The sequence below is a fragment of the Pseudoalteromonas arctica genome (assembly GCF_012927645.1).
Lineage (GTDB): Bacteria > Pseudomonadota > Gammaproteobacteria > Enterobacterales > Alteromonadaceae > Pseudoalteromonas > Pseudoalteromonas arctica_A.
Window position 1 is genome coordinate 1 of record NZ_JABBMT010000003.1, and the last position, 25,408, is coordinate 25,408.

24 protein-coding genes and 1 pseudogene are annotated in these 25,408 nt (G+C 39.5%); 19 read left to right on the forward strand and 6 right to left on the reverse strand.

What is annotated here, in order from left to right; genetic code table 11:
- Positions 1–459: 459 nt before the first annotated feature.
- From HHO47_RS19240 to HHO47_RS02810, 9 genes and pseudogenes are all read left to right on the forward strand, one after another.
- A pseudogene (locus tag HHO47_RS19240) lies at positions 460–666 on the forward strand (transposase); the annotation flags it as partial.
- Between the two features lie 105 nt (positions 667–771).
- Positions 772–1,287, forward strand: coding sequence for a DUF6795 domain-containing protein (locus HHO47_RS02775; RefSeq protein ID WP_169018692.1), 516 nt, complete (start codon positions 772–774; stop codon positions 1,285–1,287).
- Between the two features lie 17 nt (positions 1,288–1,304).
- Positions 1,305–2,477, forward strand: a complete 1,173-nt coding sequence (locus HHO47_RS02780) for a lipase family protein (protein ID WP_169018694.1) — start codon at positions 1,305–1,307, stop codon at positions 2,475–2,477.
- A 173-nt stretch (positions 2,478–2,650) separates the two neighbouring features.
- Complete coding sequence (locus HHO47_RS02785) at positions 2,651–3,241, forward strand: ChaN family lipoprotein (RefSeq protein ID WP_248290904.1); 591 nt, start codon at positions 2,651–2,653, stop codon at positions 3,239–3,241.
- A 174-nt stretch (positions 3,242–3,415) separates the two neighbouring features.
- On the forward strand, positions 3,416–4,006 hold the full coding sequence (locus HHO47_RS02790) for a hypothetical protein (protein ID WP_169018696.1): 591 nt from the start codon (positions 3,416–3,418) through the stop codon (positions 4,004–4,006).
- A gap of 100 nt (positions 4,007–4,106) precedes the next feature.
- Positions 4,107–4,373, forward strand: coding sequence for a hypothetical protein (locus tag HHO47_RS02795; protein WP_169018698.1), 267 nt, complete (start codon positions 4,107–4,109; stop codon positions 4,371–4,373).
- Between the two features lie 60 nt (positions 4,374–4,433).
- Entirely contained in the window at positions 4,434–5,219 is a 786-nt protein-coding gene (locus tag HHO47_RS02800; protein WP_169018700.1) for a hypothetical protein, read from the forward strand.
- Positions 5,220–5,397: 178 nt separating this feature from the next.
- The gene (locus HHO47_RS02805) at positions 5,398–5,910 is read left to right on the forward strand and encodes a DUF6795 domain-containing protein (RefSeq protein ID WP_169018702.1); all 513 of its coding nucleotides are present in this window, start codon (positions 5,398–5,400) and stop codon (positions 5,908–5,910) included.
- A gap of 30 nt (positions 5,911–5,940) precedes the next feature.
- Complete coding sequence (locus tag HHO47_RS02810) at positions 5,941–7,107, forward strand: lipase family protein (RefSeq protein ID WP_169018703.1); 1,167 nt, start codon at positions 5,941–5,943, stop codon at positions 7,105–7,107.
- Between the two features lie 13 nt (positions 7,108–7,120).
- Here HHO47_RS02810 and soxR read toward each other — a convergent pair whose 3' ends face one another.
- Positions 7,121–7,582: a redox-sensitive transcriptional activator SoxR gene (gene soxR, locus HHO47_RS02815; RefSeq protein ID WP_169018705.1), complete on the reverse strand. Its 462-nt coding sequence runs from the start codon at positions 7,580–7,582 to the stop codon at positions 7,121–7,123.
- 102 nt (positions 7,583–7,684) lie between these two features.
- Here soxR and HHO47_RS02820 point away from each other — a divergent pair, with 102 nt between their 5' ends.
- The 3 genes from HHO47_RS02820 to HHO47_RS02830 all read left to right on the forward strand — a co-directional run bounded on the left by HHO47_RS02820 (position 7,685) and on the right by HHO47_RS02830 (position 9,468).
- Positions 7,685–8,149, forward strand: a complete 465-nt coding sequence (locus tag HHO47_RS02820) for a flavodoxin family protein (protein ID WP_169018707.1) — start codon at positions 7,685–7,687, stop codon at positions 8,147–8,149.
- 53 nt (positions 8,150–8,202) lie between these two features.
- Entirely contained in the window at positions 8,203–8,727 is a 525-nt protein-coding gene (locus HHO47_RS02825) for a DsrE family protein (protein WP_169018709.1), read from the forward strand.
- A 465-nt stretch (positions 8,728–9,192) separates the two neighbouring features.
- Positions 9,193–9,468 (forward strand): hypothetical protein, encoded by a 276-nt coding sequence (locus HHO47_RS02830; RefSeq protein WP_248290905.1) that lies wholly within the window; start codon positions 9,193–9,195, stop codon positions 9,466–9,468.
- A gap of 123 nt (positions 9,469–9,591) precedes the next feature.
- Here the strand turns inward: HHO47_RS02830 and HHO47_RS02835 are convergent, their stop codons facing one another.
- A complete protein-coding gene (locus HHO47_RS02835) occupies positions 9,592–11,859 on the reverse strand; it encodes a TonB-dependent receptor (RefSeq protein WP_169018711.1) in 2,268 nt (755 codons plus the stop codon).
- A gap of 256 nt (positions 11,860–12,115) precedes the next feature.
- On the opposite strand from HHO47_RS02835, the gene HHO47_RS02840 reads away from it, so the two are divergent.
- From HHO47_RS02840 to HHO47_RS02860, 5 genes are all read left to right on the forward strand, one after another.
- Positions 12,116–13,123 (forward strand): LacI family DNA-binding transcriptional regulator, encoded by a 1,008-nt coding sequence (locus HHO47_RS02840; protein WP_169018713.1) that lies wholly within the window; start codon positions 12,116–12,118, stop codon positions 13,121–13,123.
- A gap of 111 nt (positions 13,124–13,234) precedes the next feature.
- The gene (locus tag HHO47_RS02845; RefSeq protein ID WP_169018715.1) at positions 13,235–14,485 is read left to right on the forward strand and encodes an MFS transporter; all 1,251 of its coding nucleotides are present in this window, start codon (positions 13,235–13,237) and stop codon (positions 14,483–14,485) included.
- Positions 14,482–15,981, forward strand: a complete 1,500-nt coding sequence (locus tag HHO47_RS02850) for a trehalase family glycosidase (protein WP_169018717.1) — start codon at positions 14,482–14,484, stop codon at positions 15,979–15,981. Before HHO47_RS02845 ends, HHO47_RS02850 begins: the two co-directional genes overlap by 4 nt.
- 162 nt (positions 15,982–16,143) lie before the next feature.
- Complete coding sequence (locus HHO47_RS02855; RefSeq protein ID WP_169018719.1) at positions 16,144–16,836, forward strand: response regulator transcription factor; 693 nt, start codon at positions 16,144–16,146, stop codon at positions 16,834–16,836.
- 46 nt (positions 16,837–16,882) lie between these two features.
- A complete protein-coding gene (locus HHO47_RS02860) occupies positions 16,883–17,359 on the forward strand; it encodes an HIT family protein (RefSeq protein ID WP_169018721.1) in 477 nt (158 codons plus the stop codon).
- Between the two features lie 123 nt (positions 17,360–17,482).
- Here the strand turns inward: HHO47_RS02860 and HHO47_RS02865 are convergent, their stop codons facing one another.
- From HHO47_RS02865 to HHO47_RS02880, 4 genes are read right to left on the reverse strand one after another with little or no spacing between them, the layout of a single operon-like run.
- Positions 17,483–18,256, reverse strand: coding sequence for a CsgG/HfaB family protein (locus HHO47_RS02865; protein ID WP_169018723.1), 774 nt, complete (start codon positions 18,254–18,256; stop codon positions 17,483–17,485).
- Positions 18,257–18,697 (reverse strand): curli assembly protein CsgF, encoded by a 441-nt coding sequence (locus HHO47_RS02870; RefSeq protein ID WP_169018725.1) that lies wholly within the window; start codon positions 18,695–18,697, stop codon positions 18,257–18,259. It abuts the gene before it with no gap.
- On the reverse strand, positions 18,687–19,088 hold the full coding sequence (locus HHO47_RS02875; protein ID WP_169018727.1) for a curli production assembly/transport protein CsgE: 402 nt from the start codon (positions 19,086–19,088) through the stop codon (positions 18,687–18,689). The genes HHO47_RS02870 and HHO47_RS02875 overlap by 11 nt, the downstream gene beginning before the upstream one ends.
- A gap of 34 nt (positions 19,089–19,122) precedes the next feature.
- Positions 19,123–20,568: a curlin gene (locus HHO47_RS02880; protein WP_169018729.1), complete on the reverse strand. Its 1,446-nt coding sequence runs from the start codon at positions 20,566–20,568 to the stop codon at positions 19,123–19,125.
- A gap of 594 nt (positions 20,569–21,162) precedes the next feature.
- Between HHO47_RS02880 and HHO47_RS02885 the strand changes: the two genes are divergently transcribed.
- Together HHO47_RS02885 and HHO47_RS02890 are read left to right on the forward strand one after the other, a co-directional pair.
- Positions 21,163–23,664, forward strand: a complete 2,502-nt coding sequence (locus tag HHO47_RS02885) for a S8 family serine peptidase (protein WP_169018731.1) — start codon at positions 21,163–21,165, stop codon at positions 23,662–23,664.
- 251 nt (positions 23,665–23,915) lie between these two features.
- Complete coding sequence (locus HHO47_RS02890) at positions 23,916–25,388, forward strand: carbon starvation CstA family protein (RefSeq protein ID WP_169018733.1); 1,473 nt, start codon at positions 23,916–23,918, stop codon at positions 25,386–25,388.
- The last annotated feature ends 20 nt before the right edge of the window (positions 25,389–25,408 follow it).

Here is a 25,408-nt window from a genome sequence, read left to right on the forward strand (position 1 = left end):
CATGCAGTCATTTTCATGCGTGTAATTTGGGTTTAAGAGTGATGATTGCTGATTTACTGGATGAAATAAAAGTAACGTAGTCGTAAAACATTAATTATTGACCTAAAAAGTAAATCTAATAATACAGCTTTGCTTGTTAAATAAGAGTGGGTGTCAATTTTAGTTTTATTTCAATTTTAGTTTTTTAATTAGCATAAACCTTAAATTACTCAGTAGAAAAGTTAAAACTGCATCATGCAGTCATTTTCATGCGTGTAATTTGGGTTTAAGAGTGATGATTGCTGATTTACTGGATGAAATAAAAGTAACGTAGTCGTAAAACATTAATTATTGACCTAAAAAGTAAATCTAATAATACAGATTTGCTTGTTAAATTAGAGTGGGTGTCAATTTTAGTTTTATTATTATGCGAAAAATTACCCTGCTCTTTAATAAATTAGAGTGGGTGTCTCAAGTTTAGTAATTAAAAGTTTAACGGCAAGAGAGGTTTTTAAAAAGTACCCTCATGTTAAAAAGCAGTTATGGGGTGGAGAGTTTTGGTCAGATGGTTATTTTGCAAGTACGGTAGGCAAACATGGTGACGAATCAATGATAAGAGAGTATGTGAAAAACCAAGGAAATAATTATGACCAACTCCATTCGGATCATCAGTTAGCTATGTTCTAACGAAATACCCCGCTCACGAAGTGAGTTCTGCGTAGCAGAAGGGCTTGCCCCGGGGATGTTTATTTAGTAGTTTTACTAAGTAAAAACTTTTCATTTTGAAAAATTATGAATACAGAGGCCCAAGCCACTATGTTTGGTTTAATAAAAAAATACAGTGTACACATGTGCTCTGAAGTTAAAGGGATTATTACTTTAAACGGTAATCCAGTTGAGGGTGCTTTAATAAATCGCACTCTAGAATTTGCACACAAAGTTGAAAAAGAAGATCAGGTAATAACAGCTCCTGATGGTTCATTTTATTTACCTGAAGTCGTTATTGAATCAAAAATACCCGGTGATATGTTCTCGCATGAGGTTACTTATCAAACTATTACGGCTGTATATGCTGATAAAAAATACAAGCTTTGGGGTTCAAAGCTAAGCGGAATAAGTGAGCCTAGTGAATACAAACAAAAGCTGAGCAGTTTAAATGCTGATTTAGATTCTACAGAAGTAAACTTTGTTTTTCCTAATCATGAAAATCCAAATTTGGAGTTTGATGGTTCAAGTATTTGTAGATGGGAACATGATTTTGAAATTTATGAGATAGAAGATAGCGAAGATTACTTTAAAGATTTTTAAATAGAAAAGGAATTTACATGAATATTTTATCGCCAAGTGTAGCGGCACAATTAGCTGAATTCGCATATGATAGTATTGCAGCAGTATCAAAGAGCTCATCAAATATAGAGCCGAGTAGAATAATAAGTAAGCACTTTGTGTTTGATTCAAAAAAATCTGCTTTTACTGGAGTTTCAGGTACTGTAGCTGAGCACGTGCTAAATCATGCAACGGGTTTTGGCTTTTTTGGAGTTGGTTCTAAAGAAGGCGCCCATAAAGGTGAAGTTGTACTAACTTTTCGCGGTACAGCAGGTATTGCTGATACTTTGACGGATTTACATTGTGGTTTAACTGTTGGGCCAAATTATAAAGCAGTTCATGCTGGGTTTAACCGTACTTTTGAGTCTATCAAGCCTCAGTTAAAAGCTATATTGAGTAAGGTAGGTGGTCGCCCGGTTCATTGTGTTGGCCATAGCCTTGGTGGGGCATTAGCAACGTTAGCTGCAAATTGGATTAAAGCGCAATATAAAGTGCCTGTAAAATTATACACTTTTGGTTCTCCAAGAGTTGGTCATAACCCTTTTGCTATTCAAAGTGAAACCAGCCTAAATGGAATTTATAGGGCAGTACACCGAAGTGACCCTGTGCCTATGGTTCCTGTTTGGCCATTTGTTCATGCAGGGAATGAGTACAGAATAAGCACATGCGTTTCACTTACAGGTGCAGCACATAAAATGGCAGGAAATGCGCCTGGGTATATTAATACCGCATCGCTTTATCCTGATTATAAGAGTATGGAAAAGGGCTCTTTATCTAACTTAACGATGACACGTCTAAAATACAACAATCGCCACCATGCTTCTTTTAATGCTCATTGGGCTGAAAAAATAACGAGTGCTTTGCTAACGTTACTAAGAGAAAGTGGCAAAATCACCAGTGTTCTTGCTCAAGGTGTGGTTGCTGGAACGCTAACTATTTATGATGCTTTAGCTCGTAGCCTGGTTGAAATATCTAAAATGTCATCTAAATATGCTGAAGATTGTCAGGGGTTATTAGGGCATATTCTTAACTTTGTTGGGAAGCCTGGCGTGATAGCTGTTGATTATACATACGCGCAAGCTAAGCGAATTTTGTATTGGATGTTAGAAAAACTAAATCAGGTAGTGATAGCAGCTGTAAAAGTATCTCCTTACATGGGTATTGGATACTAACATTGTTTTAAAGGCTCAGATAACTTCTGAGCCACTTAAATAATAAATAAGATGAGATATAAAGAATTGAAAGAAACCTATTTCAATTGGTGTAAATTTAAAAAATCTCTAATTATTGTTTCTACTCACATCTAAAGTAGCTGTATCACATAAATAAAAAACAAGGATAGGTAATGAATAAAATAAACACGGATGTAAATTACAGAACAATGGCCGGTAATGCTCGTCTAGTTATGCTGGGCGAATCAAGCCATAATCCCGCTATTTATAAATTTGAGGCGATAAAAGCACTCAAGGAACTTAAAAAAGTAGGTTTTACTTATTTTGCCATGGAAATGTTACCTCGCTCTATGCAAGATAAAGTTGAGTTTTATCAACGCACAGGCAGTGGCTTCAATTTTATTCAGCAATACTTTGATGAATACTGGGCTAGGGGTTATTTAGTACCTCAAGCTTATGGTGAATTAGTCAAAGCCGCTAGAGAAGTAGGTTTAAAAATTATAGCTCTGGATTTGACCTTAGAAGAAATGGATGCAATTGATGCTTCCTGTGGTTTTGATTATGCTGAAGCAAAAAAATGCTTTGATAGTCACACAGTAAGGAATCTGGTTTGGGCTCAAAATATAAATGCTATTTTAAATCAGTTGAATCAAAACCGTGTAGTTGTTTATATGCATCGCTGGCATGCAGTAAGGGCTGCTGGTTATCAGGAGGGGTTAGATACTCTTGTTAAGGTGGGGGCGTATCAACAATCAGGTTTATAGATTTTATTGGTGGTACAGCCTGTTATTCGCAAAGGAGTTGCAAAGGTTACTCAGATGAAAAAGCAGAGCTTAAACGTCAATACTTTTATAGAGAAGGCTTTCCATTTAAAAGTGCAGTGAAAAGTTATCAAGTTCATTTACCAGAGAGTGGCATTTAATCAAAGGGATATAGTTATGAACCAAATAATTGTGATTACCTTGTGCTTTTCAGTGGTGCTATGCCCCCGATCTTTTGCCGGAACTTTTTTCCCAAAGCATGATATTAATGATCCTAATTTATCTAATGATACTGTGATGCTGCAATGCAAAAAAAGTTTGATGTATGCGCCTAGCCAGCTCGAAATGTGGTGTGAAAGAGCTTATGAAGTGGGGTACTGGCAGGCACTCGAAGTTATAGCTCTACATACAGGTGATGGAAGCCATTATGTCGCTGAAGCTCAAAAACATGCTGAAAATGGCGAACCTGATGGGATTTTAGCATTAGCTTTTGCATATGAGTCCGGACGTTTTGTTCCCCAGAATTTGCATAAATCGATTACTTTATACAATCAATACTTAAACGACAACAAGGGTATCGAAGAAGAAAAAATGAGAGTAGCAGCTACTCATGAAGATCTTTATTTGATATATACAGAATTAGGTAATTTTGAAAAGGCAGCTGAACATAAACGTTTTTTTGATGAAAATAATTATATTGAAAATAAAGACGCTATATTGAAAAAACAAATGAATGAAGCAGGCATACCTGTAGATTCAGAACAATAAATTACGATTGTAGTAATTTATAGATTTATCAATACGAAAAATTTAATTGAAATTAGCAAGGAGCTATAAACGCCGAAATATAGGCGTTATAGAAATAACTATGGAACAACAAAACCAACAAACACTAACCAACCTCGTATACGATTTTTACGAGGATCCAACTAAAATTGAAGAGCATCAAGAGCTTATTCAGCCATTATTGAGCGATTTAGTTGCAACTGCGCCTGCGGGTTTTGAAGGCATGGCGACGATGATCAATACTCATATTTCAAACGGGTTTAAGTTTAAAAACCCTAAAATACAAAAGTTTGAGCTTGAGTCGGGCTTATTAAAGCTTAAAACCTACCTTCAAAAAATAAACCTTTAATTAGTTTCGTAATTGCCAATACTCTCGGCGCAGTGTGTTGGCTGTAATCAAGGATGATAAATGACTCTTATAAACACCTGCATTTTAATGCTGTTTTTACAGCCATTATTTGTTTATTTAGCACTTTTTAAACAGTCAAAATATAGTGTTAAGCCCAAAAGCTCGTTAGATAATGAAGATTCAATGTTTTTATTTATTGCCCCTGGCTTATCGGTTTTTTATCTTGATCAGTTTTGGGTCGCGCTGCTTTATTTAGGGAGTGTGTGCTTATTGGGTGTATTGCTGGCTAAAATTGTAGAAAGTAAGGCAAACAAGCGATTGACCAGAGACGATTCAATAGGGTTTATGGTCGCCAGTTTTATCTTTTTTGGAATGATAAAGTTAATTATTGTTGCGGCTGCGTATTTTTTTACCGATGACGCTTCAAGCTCGATAACAGAAGATTTAAGCCCAGCTAAAGAGCCCTCATTGACGATTAGCCAAATGTTTAGTGTGGATTATTTGTATAGCCAATTTAAACCTACGGTTTATTTTTTAGCATTAATGGTCGTGACCTTAGTGCTCAAAATTATTGAGTACAAGTTTTCTTTGAAGGAGGCGCTTTCAGGCATACTTATTATGCTAAGCGCTATATTAGTCGGTATTTCACCACTATTTGGAGAAGCTTATATATTAGGCTTAATTGCTAACTTTTTTATTTTTTTTATAGTGTGCTCTACATGTATTGAAATAGACAAAATAGAGGATGCATCGGGTGGCGCTATTGCTATTTTGTATGGTTATATATTAATGATGGGACTTGGGTTTAGCATTATATGTAAGCTTGTTTATGAAGTATTTTTTTAGGGAATGATTTGTTGCTTATTTTTTTGCTCTAAATGCTTGCGGTGCGCTTTGTACCCTATTAGAATAAATTTTAGTTGAAATGGCAATTTCATTAACACTGATAGTTAAGAGTTTAAAACGTCATTAAATAGCAATACGACACGTGTATTTTGAGGCTAACAGTAGGGAGTTGTATATTTTGTTATCACGTTTTAAAGCTTACTTTTTGGTAATTGTATCTATTATCATTATTTTTACTACAACACAGGCTTGTGCAGATATGTTTGGTTTTTTTAATAAGCAGGATTTTGTTTTATCGGCTCCGATGAAGGGGCAGTTGTTAGATAAAGGGCAGCCCGTTGCAAATACTAAGGTTGTACGTGCGCTTACTTATGGTGATGAATATAAAGATGAAGCAATAACCGATGATAATGGTTTTTTTACCTTTACAGAGAAATCTATAAAAACGAGTAAGCCTACTAACATGTTTGATAATGAATCACTGGTTCAGCATCTCTACTTAGAAAATGGCACGCCTGAGGGCGTTGTGCTTTGGTATACAACTGTGTCTATGCACGAGGGGAGTGATACCCTAAAAAACTTACTTGCTAACTTAGAGTGTGATATTGCCGAAGAACCACAAACATACGACATACCTATAGAAGAAGCGCCAGAGCATTTTTTTACGATATATGGTGCATGTAAAATGTAACTTTTAACATAATCATTTAAAGGGAATTTTATGAATACTTTAACTCCAACACAAGCTGTACAGGTTGCTTTGCTTGCTTATAAAGCAAAGAGTATTAAAAGCACCACGTTACTCAATAATTCTTTGCATCCCGCTCTGCGAGGTAGCTTTAACTTTGGGGTTAGCCCTGAAGCTGTGCAAGGGATATCTGGTGGTTTTTTCTCTCATTTATTTGGTTTAAGTACTGGTTTTGGTTTACTAGGGCATGGCCAAGAGCTTTATCAAGGTGATTCAGTCATTACTATTCGTGGTACGGCCTCACTTAGAGATGGCCTAACAGATGCACACTTTGGTTTAAGCGGTGGCTCTAACGGCAGTATGGTACATGCTGGGTTTAATAAAACCTTTTATAGCATGAAGCCCGCTTTACAAGAATTCGTAGCGGCTAACATTCGAGACAAAATAACCGGCTGTGTTCATATTGTTGGCCACAGTTTAGGTGGGGCACTGGCCACGCTTTCAGCCGATTGGATAAAAGCAGAGTATTCATTACCGGTTAAATTATATACGTTCGGCTCGCCAAGAGTGGGGCTTGATAACTTTTCACGCGCAGCTACCTCACGTATTGATAAAATATACCGCTGTACACACGGTGCTGATCCGGTTACAAAAGTGCCTTTGTGGCCATTTTCACATGCGCCCTACAATGGCCAAGAAATTCGTCTTGATAATGGTCAGGGTCTTAAAGGCGCAGCACACAAGTTGAGTGGTACGCCAGGCTATGTTAATACCGCAAACAGTAATGATTGGGGCAATCTAACTGTAAAAGCAAACCACTTTTTAAGCACGCCGGTACGTTTGAAGTTTGAAGATAGAAACCAAGCTTCATTTAGTTCACATTGGGCAGATAAACTTGGCGCTGCGTTAGTCACCTTATTAAAAGATTCGGGCTACTACAGTGCTGTTGCGGCGCAAGCAGCCATAGGTACAGGCTTAACTTTTTACGATATGCTCGCGCGAACGCTTGATAAAATAGCCAAAGCGTCAGCCTCATTTGCAACGCAAACCTTAGGTTTACTAGGCCACATGCTAGTGTTTGCTGGCAAAGTTATTAGTAAAGCCGTAGAACTGACTTACAGTTTTATAAAATCGGTATTTGACTCAACCCTAGGGGCGTTATATCGCGCTGCACGAGAAGGCTTAAATGGTCTAGATTAAGATTTTATAAGCCTTAATCTCGCTCTAACAAAATGGCACCACTTTGGGTTTCACCTAAGTGGTCGTCTTTGTTGTAAATTGGGCACTTGCTCATTGATAAACACCCACAGCCAATACAGCCATCAACCCGTTCACGTAAACGTTGCATATAAGCAATGCGTTCATCAAGTTGCGTTTGCCATTGTTTAGACAGCGCCGACCAGTCTTTTTTGGTCGGCGTGCGTTCATCGGGCAGTGTGGCGAGGGTTTGTTTGATTTCTTCAAGAGTAATGCCCATTGCTTGCGCTGCTTTGATGACCGCAATACGGCGTAGAACATCAGGCTTGTAGCGGCGTTGATTACCGTTGTTACGCCAGCTGCGTATTAGTCCTTTATTTTCGTAAAAGTGCAGTGTAGATACCTTAACGCCACTGCGTTTAGCGACATAGCCTACGGTTAAGTTTGCTTCGGTGAGTTTTTTTTGTTGTACGGTCATCGGTATCGGTCCTTTATCATAAAAATATAGTTATTACTTATTGACCTTAACTTAGCTTGAGGTTTTAAGCTTTGCTCCATCATAAAAAAAGGAGTGATACAAATGCAAGAGAAATCAACGAATACCACAGCCGTAATTTATTCAAGTGCGCGTAAATCAGGTAACACTAGTACACAAGTCAGCAATTATATAGCTAAGGAAGGCGGGCAAGGTTTTTGTATTGATGACTTTGTTATCTCGCCTTATCGGTATGACAAAAACTACCCTGAAGATGATTTTTACACACTATTTGAACAGCTGCTGAGCTTTGAGCATTGGGTTATAGCCTCACCTATTTATTGGTATAACACCACCCCACAAATGAAAGCGTTTATGGACAGAATTACCGATTACATGGATGATGAGGTGTTAAAACCTAAACTAAGAACCTTACGACAAAAGCAGTTTTCGATTTTGTCTAATGCTGCATCTTCTGCTGCGCCTGCTGCATTTATTGATATGTTTAAGCATACATTCAATTATTTAGGGATGACTTTTAAAACGCATTCACATGTTCAGGCTAGTTAATTACTTTAAATAGCGTTAGGGTAGGCTAAACAAAAAGTAAAAAAGGATGATGTATGAAAACGTTACTTACTGGTTTTAGCCTTCTTTTAGCTAGCTTTAGCACTCTAGCGGCAGAGCCTGCGCCTGTTATTAAAGACTTTGGTTATTTTTATAATGTGCCAAACCATGTGTCTGATTTGAGCCAAGCGCAGTTTAAAATTGCCTTTGATGTCGGAGATGGTGCACAAAAGGGTGCGCAAAATAATCATATTAATTCGTTAGCACGTTTTATTAATATGCATGTTGCTCATGGCGTAAAGCCTGAAAACATTCAGCTGGCGTTAGTTGTACACGGTGGCGCGAGTGTTGATGTGCTTGAAAATAGCTTTTATAAAGCGCGTTTTGACAAAGATAACAAAACTCAATCTTTGATCAAACAGTTACTTACTAATAACACGCAGGTGTATGTGTGCGGGCAATCGGCAACGCATATGAAAGTAAAGGCTGAACAATTAATACCTGGAGTGCAAATGGCACTTTCAGCGATGACCGCACACGCTCAGCTACAACAACAAGGCTATACACTGAATCCGTTTTAATGAATATATTATGTTTTGGTGACTTTAGGGTCTGTTGACCTTTCAGGATTAAAATTTGTTCAAACTAGGGGCGATTTAATCGCGGCGCGAGATTTGTAACCTAGTGGGCTAAGTAAAAATAGAGCAAAGCTTCCGCGTCCTGCTCACGCCCCTTACCTACATCCATGTAGGCAACAAAGAGTTAATCGCCCCTAGGAAGAACCCGAAGGGCTGCGTGTGTTTGGCATTTATTCGTCGTTATCGCCTATTTATGTGGAACAACCACACTACATAGGCTCTGCCTTGCCTAAATACCAAACACAGCAGCAAATTTAACCTCGAAAGATAAACAGACCCTATACCTATGGAATTTCACCGGTTGATGGGAAGCGCCTGCCTGCGTGTGAGCGCTGCCCGGGTGTACTAGCGGAGCGATTGGGTTCAGAACACCTCGTTATTGAAGCGGGGTAGCCGAATCGAACCCTAGTGAATAACCCGCCATTTAACGGCGATAAATCAGGGGTTAAATATCTAAAGCCTTATCTTGAGGCACAGTCATTGGATGTTGTTATTATTCAGCTTGGCACCAATGATTTTAAAGCACGTTTTGCACTGTCTGCTATCGATATTGGCAAAGCGCTGGAGGAGTTGATTTTAGTCATTAAAGCGTTTTATCACGGCCAAACACAGCCAAAAATAATCATCTTGAGTCCACCAAAGGTGTATGAAGTGGGTAGCTATAAAAATATTTACAAAATATGACTTACTCAAAAGCAACTATCATATTTGCTAAGTTAAGAGCTGAAATAGGTGATGAAGCAATAATAAAAAAGCCGCAGTGTATTAACCACCACGGCTTTGGGTATTGATCCAGGGAGATGGGGGTTAGAATTCGTAACTTACGCTAAAACGCGTTGTGCGCGGCATAATGTAACGGCCATTGGGGGCGTCAGCATTACGTGGGTCGCCTTCGGTAATACCTTGTTCATCGGTCAGGTTATCAATAGCCAACTGTAGTTTTATCCCTTCCATTGGCTCAAGGATAAAACCTAAGTCAACTTTTTCGTAGCCATCAAGTGTCACGGTGTTTTCATTATTACCAAAGCGGTCATCCACTGCTGACAAAGTACCATAGAGTGTGGCGTACATGCCGTCGACTTCAAAGTCATAGCTTGGCGTAACTCGCACTTGCCATTTAGGTTGGCGCTGGCTTTTATTGCCCTGATTAGATGGGCTTTCTGTGATTTCAGTCTCTTGAATGGTCGAGTTTAAGTTTACTGAAAAGCCAGACGCGTGATTGTAGTTGTAATCAAGTTCCACACCGTATGCCTCATTGGTGAGGATTTCAGCTGGGACTCCTGGGCGGCGTACAAAGGTATCGCCTTTGACTTCATTGGTAAATAAGGTTGCAAAAAAGTCAGTGCTTTGGGTTATTAGCTTATAGCCAAGTTCGGCTTGAGTGACTTCTTTAATAAGCTTTTCGCCACCTTGGTAAGCACTGTAGCTATCTCTGAAATCATCAAAGTATGGCATTTTATAACCACGATTAACGCGAGCAAATATGCCCATATCATCATTTAAAGAGTAATTTAAACCTGTGGTCCATGAGGTTTTATTTTCATCATATTGCACCGTTTTATCAATTGTGCCATCAAGCCCCTCGTCAACGCTGTACTCTACGTTATGACTCTCATAACGCAGGCCAGCATCAAAGGTGAGAGCGTGGCTTAATTTATATTGTGCTGTGCTGTAAAACGCATTGGTACGTGCATCACCAGATGAATTTATGTCGTAATTAAAATCACAGCCTTCGGTGCTTTCATTACAGGCGATATCATTGAGCATTTCACCACCGGACTCTAATACATGGTAAGCCGTATTGCCTAAACTCCACCAATCGTTTACTGAGGTACTTGCTGTGTAATAGCCAAGCGCTATAGATAAATCATCAAATTGCTTTGAAAATGCTAAATCATTAGTAAATGAACTTATTTCTTTGAGTACCACCCAGCGGCCAAGTTGTTGTACGGGTGTATCACTGTCATACGTTTTACCTGTAGCCGTGCCTGTTGCAGACTGGCCATTATCAGCCACTTCACCTAGTGTAGTGGCTGAGCCTGCGGGTACTAAACCAAATGTATTGGTGTCGCCCTTGGTGATATTAAAACGGTCAGAAAAACTCCAACCATTGTCAAACTCAAGTTTGATACTACCACCAGATACATGGCCATCCCAACCACGGCCATCGCCAATATCGACTTGTTGAGCGGTGTTGTCAGGCCCTGTATAAATGGTGGCTTGGCGGTTTAATGTGCCAAGTTGGGTATATTCAGCATCAATGCCATCAATATTGAGTGGTGTTGGTAAGTACCATGCGCCATGATCGTCTGTTTGGCGAGTGTAGAAATTCATTTCACCGTTATCGAGTTCTTTGGTGATATTAATCGTAAACTGGCTGCCTTTTTCAGAGGTAAAACCTGCATCACGAATACCCGGTGAGCTTTTTACATAACCGCCGACCATAAAGTAAAGGTCATCAGATATTTCACCGCTGAGAACGGCATCAACACGTTGCAAATTATAATCAGAGGTGGTGTATTTAAATAAGCCTTGGGTGTCTTCATTGCCACGTTTTAAACGAAAGTTAGTGGTTAAACCCGGTTGGCCGTTAGAAACCACTGGGTTTGGACCGCCACGTAATGCTTCCATGGTTTCAATGGTTTCGTCGATTCTAAATAACGATGAGTTTTCTAAAAACGATAATGTTGGTGCTGGATAAATAGGAGAACCTTCAAGGCTGAGTGTTAAAAATGGTGCGTCGCCACCACCAGGAAAACCGCGGACAAATACATTAGCGCCAGATTCACCCCCCGAACTTTCAACCCACACACCGGGAACTGCTTTAAATAAGTCCGCAGTACTCTTTGGTGACAGTTTAATGATTTGCTCAGCATCAATATTTGTCACAGCATAGCTGGCATCAATTTTACGAACGCCCATACCTGCAGGTGTACCAGAGACCACAATACGTTCAACTTTTTTATCTGTGGTTGTTTGCGCGCTTGTTGCTGATTGGTTTGCAAGCACGCTTTGACTGGATAGCGCTAAAATTATAGCGCAAGCAAGTTTGCTTGGTGTGTGTGTTGTTGTCATGTTGGTATTCCCATTTTTTGTTCGTTATTTAAAAAGCCATAAATAACAAAGCACTAACTAATTTAATGGAATGTTAATGCTATGTTCTTTTAAACCTTAGAACTTTATGCAAACGTTTGCAATTATTTTTTAAATTTTCTGTATTATTTTTATACACGGTGATGTTTATGACTAAATTTAGGCCGTGGCACAGCCTAATTTTGATAATGATGGTATATTGCAACTTCACGATTGAAGGAAGGCGTTGTACTTAGCAATGAATAACAAACAACTAAAGTTAGCGGATCTAGCCAAGCTTGCGGGGGTATCAACCTCGACTGTTTCGCGTGCTTTAAATGATAACCCATTGATAAAAAAGGAAACGAGAGATAAATTAAAGCAGTTAGCTAAGCAACATAACTTTAGTTTAAACACGGCTGCGAGCCGCCTTCGCTCACAAAAAACCAATGTTGTAGCAGTGATCATAAATTTCGACAGTGGTACTGAACAATCAATTAATGACCCGTTTTTACTCAAAGTCGTAGGAGAAATAAATCTCGCTTTGAATAAACAAGGGCTAGAACTTTTGTTGTCAAATTCATTTATGGCAGGTGATGACTGGGCGAATTACTTTATCAATAGCCGTCGGGCTGATGGCATTATTGTGGTTGGGCAAGGTAAAGATCCGGCAAACATTGAAGCTGCCGCTAATGCCGGCGTGCCCTTAGTTGTTTGGGGTGATCCAAAAACCCCCAGTAATTATCCCATTGTAGGCAGTGATAACTTTGTTGGTGGTCGTCTTGCAACTGAGCACTTATTAGCTGGAGGCGCTAAAAATATTGTATTTTTGGGAGACCCGGGACATGCTGAAATTGGCGAACGTTACCGTGGTTATTTGGCTGCTCTAAATACGGCTAATGCTAGGTCACAGGTAGTGTCTATCGATATTACTAGTCGCGCAGCATACCATGGGATCAACCAATTATTAGTAACGCAAGGCTTATGTTTCGACGGCATTATGGCGTGTAGCGATATGGTGGCACTAGGCGCTATGAAAGCATTAAAAGAGCGCTATATCAGTATTCCTAACGATGTTGCGTTAGTTGGTTTTGATGATATTGCTATGGCTGATATAAGTCATCCATCGCTTTCGAGCATTAAACAAAACACTCAGCGAGCCTCAGTATTACTGGTTGAAAAATTATTAGCGCAGTTGCAAGGTCAGTCAGCTGAATCGCAAGTTGTTGAAATAGAATTAATTTATCGTCAATCTAGCAAAGGATAAGCCGATAACCTGTAGAGTGAGTTAGGTTAACTTTGGAAAATAAAATGCAAACGTTTGCATTTTATTTTTCGCTACTCTATGCTAAAAGAAATCAACATTAGGTTAACGTGCATGAACCCAATAAGAATAACCATAGCGTTGGCGTGTAGCTATTTCGTGTTCGCTATTTTACTCAATAGTGTTGGCACCGTAATTTTACAAGCCATCAATAGTTTTGACATAACAAAAACGCAAGCTTCTGTTTTAGAAGGCTATAAAGACCTTACCATAGCAATAGTTTCTTTTATTGTTGCATCATTTATTCCTCGACTTGGCTATAAACTGGCCATGCTTGTAGCGTTGGGGCTAGTTGCCTTAATGTGTTTGTTAATGCCTTCAATTGCACAGTTTTATGCGTTCAAAGTGTTGTTTGCTGTGATTGGTTGCAGTTTTGCAATTATGAAAGTATCCGTTTACTCAGTTATTGGCCAAGTCACTAACAACGCCAATCAGCACTCAGCATTGCTTAACACTATTGAGGGTATTTTTATGCTTGGGGTGTTATCTGGCTATTGGGTTTTCTCATGGTTTATTGATAGTAGCGATGCGCAAAATACAGCATGGTTGAACGTGTATTATTTGCTGGCTGTGTTAGCGGGTATGGCTTTTACTTCAGTGCTTATAGCGCCAATAAAAGCACCGCAAAAAGCAACGTTACGCGGCAGTCAATTAGCTGCTTTTATTGATATGCTAACACTCACTTATAAACCGTTAGTGGTTATATTTATTATCAGTGCATTTTTATATGTGTTGATTGAGCAAGGGGTAGGGACTTGGTTACCTACTTTTAATAATCAAGTACTTAAACTTCCTGTTGATATCAGTATTCAACTGGCCAGTGTGTTTGCCGCAGCACTGGCGCTAGGTAGACTAGTGGCTGGGCAGGTATTGCGCGTGATTGGCTGGTATAGTTTATTGTTAAGTTGCTTAGTTGCTATGGGCGTGCTGGTGCTACTGGTGTTGCCGCTAACTCATGAAATTGATGGCAGCCAAGTAACCAGTATATTTGATGTGCCTTTTGCAGCATACATGCTACCGCTAATTGGTTTTTTTATGGCTCCGCTTTATCCGTTACTCAATTCCGTTATGCTCAGCGCATTAGCTGCACATCAGCAAGCAGCTATGACGGGATTAATCGTAGTTTTTTCAGCGTTGGGCGGCACCACAGGTTCAATAATCACGGGTTTTATTTTTGATAAATTCAGTGGACAGCATGCTTTTTATCTTACCTTGATCCCTATTAGCTTGTTGTTGATCAGTGTGACTTTATTTAAAAAAATGACAGTAAACTTAGGTGTAGTGCCGGAAAAGGGAATGATATGAATTTTGTAAATAGCCAATTATTTTTAGATGTGCAACTGGCGGCTATATTTAGTGATAGCAAAACATTTGCTGATGCGATTGCTAAAGACAGTTGGCAGGCGGCATGTGAACGTTATTTAAATATGAAGCCATTAACCGTCCCAGAATTAACAGCGTTTGTAGCGCAGCATTTTACGTTTGAAGCAACACAGCTCCCAACTCAGCAAAGCAACAGCGAGAGTGTGCAAAGCTATATTGCCAATTTATGGCCGTATTTACACCGCAGTGCCGATGCACCTAAAGCCAGCTCTTTATTACCACTTAAACACAGCTACATAGTACCGGGGGGGCGCTTTCAAGAAATATATTATTGGGATAGTTATTTCACTGCGTTAGGCTTGCAAGATATTGGCGATATAGACAGTATCGAAGCCATGCTTGCTAATTTTATTGATCTGCAAAATCGTAATGGTTGTATTCCCAATGGTAACCGCAGTTACTATAGTTCTCGCTCGCAGCCTCCTATTCTAGCGCTGATGGTTGATTTAATTTGGCAAGCAAAATACTGTAAAAATAGTGACTTTGCATGGTTAACTGATTGCGTTGTTGCCCTTGAGCAAGAATATACATTTTGGATGCAGGGTGCTGAGCAACTGAATGAGCAAAGCACATGCTATAGGCGCGTAGTTAAGATGGCTAATGGTGCATTACTTAATCGTTATTGGGATGATCAAGCAACACCGAGGCCAGAATCACTGCGAGAAGATTTACACGATGCATCATTACTCCCAGAGTCACAACGCGCTAATTACTATAGAAATATTAGAGCCGCGTGCGAGTCTGGATGGGATTTTAGTAGCCGTTGGCTTGGTGATAACCAGACACTAACTAGTATTCAAACCACAGATATTATTCCGGTGGATCTCAATAGTTTACTTTATTACCTTGAAAAACAGCTGGGTCATTACTTTGCGGTATTAAACAATACAACTAAGCAACAGTATTTTGAGCAACTAGCAGCTCGAAGATGTGTGGCAATTAATCAGTATTTATTCAGTACTGATATGGGGTTTTTTGTTGATTTTAATTATCAAAGCCAGCAGCAATCTACAGTGTTGTCACTTGCCGCTACCGTCCCATTATTTGTCAACTGTGCCAGTGAAGAGCAGGCACAGTTGGTTAAAAATAAACTGATGAGTGACTTTTTAAAACCGGGCGGATTAGTAACAACTCTTAATGAGACCTCCCAGCAATGGGATAGCCCCAACGGCTGGGCACCTTTGCAATGGTTTGCTGTACACGGATTTAACCAGTATGGCTTTGCTGCAGATGCAAATACCATCATGAGCAATTGGTTACAGATGATAGAAAACAGTTTCAAAACCGACCACTGTCTACTTGAAAAATACAATGTTTATAAGCCTGAAAACAGAGCCGGAGGTGGTGAATACAAAGTACAGCAAGGCTTTGGTTGGACTAATGGTGTTACATCACGATTTTACCATTTAATAAAGTAACAAATTAATAACAAGACGTTGGTTTAAATTGTTTATTAGTCAAGCATTTAGATGTTGTGTTTTTTATTTTCTTTATAAATCAATAGATTTGAGTTGAATGGGTTGAACATTGGAGTAGTTTTAGGTATTGTAAATGGAATGTTTCATTAATGGGTGGGTGTAATGATTCAACCAACCTCAGTATTTATTAAAACCGTTTTTAAAATGCCTGTTCGTTCGCGGTGTTATCCATACTTCATTAAAACGTTAGATGCATTTTTTAGTAAAGTAAAAATGGACGATAGTCTCCCCCACAGTAACCACCGCAATGAGTTTGATCTTTTCCTAATTGATAGTAGTGGCTGTAATTGGCAAAACTTAATTCCAGCAGACTTATTAGCCTTAGCTAAAGTGAAGCCAGTTATTGTGTTTAATGCAGATTCTGATGCTATTTGTGAAAAAAATTTATTACTTAATAACTTTAAGGGAGTTTTTTATCACAATGACCTTCCTGAAGATATCTTTACCGGGTTAATGCGGATCATTAATGATGAGCTTTGGTTTAGTCGTAAAATTATTTCTTCTACATTTAATGAAGTGCTTGCTATGGTAAGTCATTATGATCCTCTACTTAGCAGTGATGCTAGTAGTGAACATGAAGCGTTAAAAAGCCTAACTAAACGAGAAAAGTCTGTGGTTTATTTACTTGCGCAAGGGGCTAATAATCATAGTATCGCGGAGCGGTTAAATATTAGTGATCATACTGTAAAAACACATCTTTATAGTGCGTTTAAAAAAACCAATTCACGAAATCGCATTGAGCTATCTAATTGGGCACTGCGATATATGGCGGTACGATTACCGTTGCATGACTGATAAATCAAACATAAAATACGCCCAATGATAACCAGTAGGATGGATAATGGGTAACTGCATATTTTGTGATATTGTTTCAGGTAAAGCACCTTGTCACCGTGTTTGGGAGGATGAAGAGCATTTAGCATTTTTGACTATCTATCCAAATACCAAAGGAGCGACTGTGGTTATTCCTAAACAGCACCTTTCAAGCTATGCCTTTGCACAATCTGATCAAGCACTTGCGAAGCTGATTATAGCAACTAAGAAAGTTGCCCTTATTTTAGACTCTGCACTCGATGGGGTGGGGCGAACAGGTATGTTTTTAGAAGGGTATGAAATTGACCACTTGCATAGTAAGTTATCACCCATGCATGGTACTGGTAGTGGGTCTGATTTTCATCATATAGAGCCGACATTTGGGCCTTTCATAGAAAAGTACCAAGGCTATTTATCTTCCCACGATTGTGAAAGAGCCGATGACACTGAGCTTGCCGCGTTAGCTCAGCTACTTCAAGAACATGCGCAAGGTTTTGGTGGTTAGGTTATTTCAAAGTGGATTAGGGTTATTATGTTAAAGGCAGTACTTTTACTGATATTTTTTTCATCGCAGGAGTATACAGCCTTAGCAACAGCTTTAACTATTTACTAAGGCTGTCGTCGGGGGTTAGCTGCGCTTGGTTGCCCAGATGCCTTTATCGATGCCTTTGATGACTAGATCACTAAGGGCTTTTTCAATTGCCTGAGTTACACAAATGCTCATCGGTTCGTTATCACTAAAACCCGCTTCGGCTTCTGCTAGGCGTTTATAACTTACATAACGAAAAAAGCCTGCGTGCATTTCTTGGCTGAGTACTTTTTTGCTGGTGGCTACGGAGAGTAATACTTGGCCGGTGCGCACATCTACGGCACGTAAGTAAATCGAGATTGCGTCTTCACGGTACAGTTCTGATGCGCCAATACCAAAATATTCCATACCAAAGCCACCTGTTTTTACATTGGTGTCGTAGCTGATAATACCGCCCTCTAAAATTATTTTGGCGGTGGTCAGTGGTGGTAGTTCTATCGCATTGGGCTGCTCTGCTTGGGCAGCACGAATAATTTTTCTCTCAGTCAGGATATTTTGTAATCCTTCGCGCTCAACAGGAATAAACCAATCTGATTCATGCAGTGCTTGCATTAAAATTGAGTTAGCACCTTGAGTGACGGCAGTTGAAAAAGAGCTGACATTACCTTGTGGTTTATATTGCCCGGTTTGATCGCGAAAGGAGTAAACTGAAACCGCAATACTGCCCGCAGGTGTTGGCAATTGTTGCAATGCTTGGAAGGTTTGCGTTGGCTCCAAACTGGTTGCTTGTTGTGGTGATGGTGGGATCAAATTACCCATGCTACTGCATGCGAATAAAGTAAGGCTGAGTACTGCAATAAATAGCGATTTCATTTAGCTAAACCTCGGCACTTCAATGACCACAACACTGTTGTCGGTGGTGTTAGTTATTCGCACTGTAATTGAATCTACGGTACTGGTGATCACTTGAATTTCATAATCACCACTTAAAAAAATTGAATCTTGGTTAAAAATACTTTCATCTATATCTTCACCAAAGGCAATATCAGTGATCTCTCTTACCATGCGGTTTAAATAGGTACGTTCTAAAGAATTTTGAAATTTTTCTGCGTAGCTTTGTTCAATTATTGGCGCTTTATGCTTGTTCTGTGCTTGTGCTTTGTTGAGCAACATACTGGCATTGAGCGGGCTACCACCAAAACTTGGATTAATCGGGGTATACACAAGTTCTGTGGCAGAGATTGATAAGGGAAATAATAATACTATTATTGTTGTTATATATTTTCTTGAGTTGGGGATCATTTTACCATCCATTTTTTGCCATATCTGGCGACGCTTTATGCAAATTAGAGCGCGCCATCGCATCCATAACACTGTATAAGGCGTGTTCTACACGTTCATCAATAGGTTCTAAACGACGCCCTAAATAGGTGATATATACAATTTGATTATTCATCACTAAGCTTAGCTTTGTGCCTGCCCGAGGAAGTACGGTTTCTTTTATTTCAATGTTAAAACCTGCGGTTAAAGGTAGATCGCGCCAAAGGTTTGAAAACTCAAAATAAAACTGGTGACCAAAGCGACTAATGCTGCGGTCGAGCACTAGGCCATCAATTTCTAATTCGTCAGCGCTTTGAGATAGGGGGCTGAAGAACGTTAGAAAAATCAGGCTTAGAGTCACAATAAGCGTGTTAATTAATGTCATGTTTAATAGGGGGCCGTGCTGACCCCCAATATCCTTATTCTTGGGTCACAGTTGCTGTGTTATAATCACCCACTTGAGTGATCATGACAGAACTGTTTGAAGCGGTGATCGCACCTTCAACTAAGTTGCCATTACCTACTTGTGTGACAGTAAAGTTGATATTGTCACCACCAACGATAAATGCACCCGTATCGATACCTGCTACCATATTCATATCGCCTTGTTGCGAAATATCGATAGAATGGTTGTTGCCCTCCATAACTAAGTCAATCGCATTTAGATCGCCACTTTGGCTAAAATCAACGCTATTATTATTGCTATTTAGTACACTTGCAAAGGTTAGTGTTGCTTCATTTGTGCTGCCTAATTGGCTAATATTAATGTTATTATCACTTGCAGTAAGCGATGTGTCAGGGTATGAAGATTGAACTATAGCGGTATTCATGTCGCCGCCTTGCGCTAAATCAACGTTGTTGCCGTCGCCATTAAAATTAGCTATGTGAGTGCTGTTTTCGTTACCAATTTGAACGCTTGATAATTCATTGTCAGCACCATTTGTGCCCAAGTAGGCTTCGTTCATTGAGCCACTTTGCATCACTGTGAGTTCATTGTTATCACCGAGCACATCAACGCCAACCTGATTATTTTCTTGTCGTTGATCAACTGAAACTTGATTGTCATTACCGGCAAATAACGCCGATGTGAAGGCATTACTATTACCTTCTTGATCAATAGATAGCGTGTTTTCATCGCCGCGAATAGAAGCAACCGTAACACCGTTGAAATCACCTTCTTGTTCAATCACTATTTCATTTGCATTACCAATGAGTTCAGTAAGTGTAAAAGCGTTAAATAAGCCGGTTTGAGTAATTTCGATAGTGTTATCGTCACCACTTAGAGCTGTCAGCGTTGTTTCATTTAAAAGGCCCGTTTGAGATGCGCTAATACTGTTGCTATTACCTTGCAAATCAAAATTATAGAACCAATGACCACCATCTTGCTGAGTAATTTCAATGTCGTTAGCATCACCTTGTACAACATTAATCGCTTCGTTATTAATATCGAAAAAGCCCGTGCCATACTGCGCTACAGTGATTGAGTTATCATTGCCTGTTATATCTGATAGGGCACCGTTGACTGCGCCGTCTTGGCTGTGGCTTAGGGTGTTGTTATTGCCTGTTGCAAACGTTAAAGACACGTTTTGCATTTGTTTTTGAGCAACATAAATGCTGTTGTTATCGCCTACACTTGCTACGTTTGCTTCAAGGCTATCACCGCGTTGTGTGACAACTACATCGTTACCTATACCTTGCAATGATGTTTGTTCAATAGAGATGACATTGTCTATATCAGTCGTTGACACTTGACTTGCTAATACTGAGGTTGATTGGTTTTTATCATCAATATTTGCGTGTGCAACAAAGCTTGAACTTAATGCAACTGCGATTGCATATGTCAATAAAGATTTCTTTAACTTCATGATTTTTCCTTAACTTATAATTATTAGAGCAGTCATTAATGGGTTGTTGATACCTTAATGTTCTGCATAGTTTGTTCGGCATGCCTTGCCGATTTAAGTTTGTGACATCAAGAGCAAAAAGCTCACTCATGCAAAAGTGAGTGAAGAGTTATATTGATATACAGTGTTGTGTTTTATGCAATTAATGCTTTTTTACTTACGAACTGCAATCAATTGACGGTTAACTTTATTGTGTAAATGTAATGTTCGAAATCATCTCTTTTTATGATTTTTAATATGCTTTATTTTCAATTGCTTGCTTGTTTTATAGCCGTAGTGAGCTTGGAGGCTTCAATAATCTGGTAATAAAGGATGGGGTGAGTAATGCCTATATTGATTGCTAATTACTCATAAAAACGATTGTATTGTTAATAAATTGACCGCTAAAAACAGTGTTAAAGACTGGTTTTTGGGTGGTTTATTGAATTTTTTCTTGTCTGGTTTAGGTTTTCTCTGTCATTTATAGTGCTTGCCACAGTGATATCGCAAAAGTAGTGAAGTTAGCGAAACTTAGTAGCAAAGCTAAGTTAATATTTCTAACTATGGATACAAAATATGAAAACTAAATTATCTATTTTAAGCTTGGCTATTTTGCCATGTCTAGCTGCAGCGCAAGTAACTACAATTGCTGCGGAGCCTTCAGTGCGAGCCTCTCAAGACTCATTGCTTGTTATGTATAAAAAAGGCACTTCTGTGGCAATGCGTAGTCAAGCTCGCAGTTTGGTAAAAGCTAAAGTGAGTGATTTAAATAAAGATGGTGTTGATGATAACTATTCGTCAATTTTATCTGGTCGCCTAGCTAAGTTTGAAGTAACTGGCATGAGCACCAAGCAAGCAATTAAATTACTGCAAACACATGCTGCGATTGAATATGTTGAGCCAGATTATCGAGTGAGTATTGCAACAGCTCCCAATGATCCTGACTTTTCAAAGTTATGGGGATTACATAATGAAGGCCAATCTGGTGGGACGGCTGACGCGGATATCGATGCGCTAGAAGCTTGGTCAATTACAACGGGCAGCAAAGATGTTGTGGTGGGAGTTATCGATACAGGTGTAGATCACAGCCATAGTGATTTAACGGCAAATATATGGGTAAACCCGAATGAAATCGCAGGTGATGGTATCGATAACGATGGTAATGGCTACATTGATGACGTACATGGTATTAATGCTATTACGAATGTTGGCGATCCAATGGATGACCAAGGTCACGGTACGCATGTATCAGGAACAATCGGCGCGGCAGGTAATAATAATAACGGTGTAGTGGGTGTTAATCATGAAACGGCGATTGTTGGTTGTAAGTTTTTAGATGCAGGAGGCAGTGGCTCTACATCCGGCGCTATTAAATGTATTGACTATATGGTGAGTTTGAAAAATGCGGGTGTCAATGTCCGCGTACTCAATAACAGCTGGGGTGGGGGAGGCTCTAGCCAAGCGCTTGCTGATGCGATCACTGCCAGTGAACAAGCTGACATTTTATTTGTTGCAGCAGCAGGTAATAGCGCAGTTGATAATGACCAAAATCCACATTATCCATCAAATTATGAGCATGAAAGTGTGTTGTCAGTTGCCAGTACTGATAGAAATGATAATATGTCAGGCTTTTCACAATGGGGTTTAACCAGTGTTGACCTTGGTGCACCAGGCAGCGCTATTTATTCAACTGTACCCGGTAATGGCTATGCAACCTACTCTGGTACATCAATGGCTACACCTCATGTTGTGGGTGTTGCTGCTTTGGTATTGTCACTGAATCCTGAGCTATCAACAAGTGAGCTTAAACAGCTGCTGATGAGCAGTGGTGATGACAATACTCAGTTACAAGGTAAAACTGTCTCAGGTAAACGCCTTAATGCTAATAGAGCGCTTGAAGAAGCGGATCCAGCGCCCAGCTTTAAGCTATCAGTTACACCGACATCGCAACAAATTACGGCAGGTGAGAGTGCAACCTATACTTATGAAATTGGCTCAATAGCTGAGTGGGATGGAGTGGTCGCTCTCGAACTGGTGAGTGATTTGGCGCAGGCGAGTTTATCTGCAACAACCGCGACGCCGGGCGATACCGTGATCTTAACGGTGCCTACTTCAGAATCAACACAATGGGGTCGTTATGACTTTAGCGTCAATGCATCTTCTGGCGAGTTGGCTAAGCAAAAGTCAGTAAGCTTGTTAGTTGATCCTGTTGGCTTAAATGACTTTACTTATACAAATGATACCGCAGTAGCAATCCCCGATAATAATGTTGAGGGTGTTGACTCTGTGATCACTGTAAATGATCCACTGACTGTTTTTGCAACTCAAGCGAGTATTGATATTTCTCATACTTACATTGGTGATTTAATCGTTACGTTAACCTCGCCAAGAGGAACAAGTTCTACATTGCACAGTCAGTCAGGCGGTAGCGCAGATGATATAGTACAAAGCTACTCTTTAGCTGATTTTAATGGCGAAGTGGCAACGGGCGATTGGGTATTACATGTTGAGGATGCCTATGCAGAAGATACTGGCACATTGAATAATTGGTCGCTTACATTAAGTGCAATAGGTGAGGTAACTCCGCAGCCACCACAAGCTGGTTTTGACTATGATGCACAAGCTTTAACAGTCTCGTTTACGGATTCAAGCAGCGATGCAAATAATGATATTACACAATGGAGCTGGGACTTTGGTGATGGTGTAACTTCAACAGATGTAAACCCTGTTCATAGCTATTCGCAATCAGGTAACTACCAAGTTACATTAACTGTAACCGATAGTGAAGGTAATACTGATTCATCAGTACAGACCGTGGTAGTTAGTGATGTTGCAATTGCCTTGAGTGTAACCCGCGCTAATAAAACACGCTTAAACACTATGCGTGTTGCTCTTAGTTGGGAGCAAGTGGGTGCTCAATCACTTAATGTATACCGCAATGGTGAGCTTGTAGGAACAACGACTGATAACGGTCGCTATCGAGACTTCTTACGTAATGCAACTTTACCTGCCTATGATTACCAAGTGTGTATTACAGCAGATGTATGTTCAAATATTGTAACAGTGACATTTGAATAAAAGCACTTAACATTTAAAAAATTCCCCGTGCAGTATCAAGCCTTGTTGTTCCCCGACAAGGCTTTTTTATTTGCCTACCATTTCGTTCCCGATAGTAAAACTCAGCACTTCAAACGGCTAATTATATTATCAGATAGTCGTATTGTGGATTTTAGTAGGCTCTGCTAACGTTCAATGGTTACCCATCGTTTGAAATTCGGAGCGACTGACAACGCGCTCTATAATACAAATATAAAAAGAGAAACGTGCTTATGATCATCTTTTTTATCTGCCTAACTATTTTAATATTAGGTTACAAGTTCTACAGCCCTTTTGTAGAAAAACAAGCTGGGATGGACGCCACTATTGATACTCCACAAAAACGCTTTAGCGAAGGTGTTGATTATGTTGCAATCCACCCCGTACGTGCGTTTTTAATTCAGTTTTTAAATATTGCAGGGGTAGGCCCAATATTTGGCCCTATTCTCGGTGCTCTATACGGGCCAGTTGCTTTAGTTTGGATTGTACTCGGTAATGTATTAGGTGGCGCAGTACACGACTTTTACTCAGGTGTTATGAGTATAAAAGAGGATGGTAAAAGCTTGCCTGAAATTGCAGGTAAATATTATAACCTTGTATTTAAAGGCTTTATGTTAATATTTACGGCTATGTTACTATTTTTTGTCGGCGTAGTATTCATAATGAGCCCCGCTGGATTATTAAGTAACTTAGACGTATTTAAAGATACTATATTTGCTAATAATACCTTTTGGGTTTTGGCAATTTTGGCCTACTACTTTTTAGCCACTTTACTGCCAATAGATAAAATCATTACTAAATTTTACCCCGCTTTTGGTTTGTTAATGATAGTGATGACAGTTGCAATTGCTGTATCACTGTTAATTAATGCGCCACATTTACCAGTTGCAGGTGACTTTTTAGCGTATTTTGAAGCTGATCATGCTCATGATTTTTTAACTCCCAATCCAGATGGATTACCAACTTGGCCGTTATTGTTTATTACTATAACCTGTGGTGCTATTAGTGGTTTTCACTCAACGCAAGCGCCAATTGTTGCACGTTGCTTAACTAACGAAAAATACGTTCGTCCAGTTTATTACGGTGCAATGATGTGTGAGGGTATTGTTGGTTGTGTATGGGCATTAGCAGGTATTGCTGCGTTCCCAGAAGGTTATGCCGGTCTAAAGGCGATGCTTGATTTAGGCGGCCCAGGTTTAGTAGTTAATCATATAGCAAACAGTTATTTAGGTGTGTTTGGTGGTATTATGGCGATTATTGCAGTGGCAGTATTCCCAATTACCTCAGGTGATACAGCGTTTCGTTCGCTGCGCTTAACGGTGGTTGATGCCTTTAACATCCCACAAAGTTTGCGTAATCGTTTATTGCTTGCAGTACCAATTTTGACTATTGCATATTTTATGACTAAGCTCGATTTCTCGGTTATTTGGCGCTATTTTGCATTTTCAAATATGTTGCTATCGACCAGCGTATTGTGGCTTGCAACTAAGTACCTATTTGACCGTGGAACATTCCATTGGATTGCGAGCATTCCTGCAGTAATTGCTACAGCAGTTACGTTATCGTACATAATGACTGCGGCAATTGGCTTTAACTTATCAAGTGATATGGGCAAACCAATAGGTGTTGTGGTTGCTGTAGTAGGGTTTATTGTATTAGTTATAGTACATTCGAAACATACAGGTAAAGTAAAAGTTACTCATTAAAATAATCCATTGAGATTAAA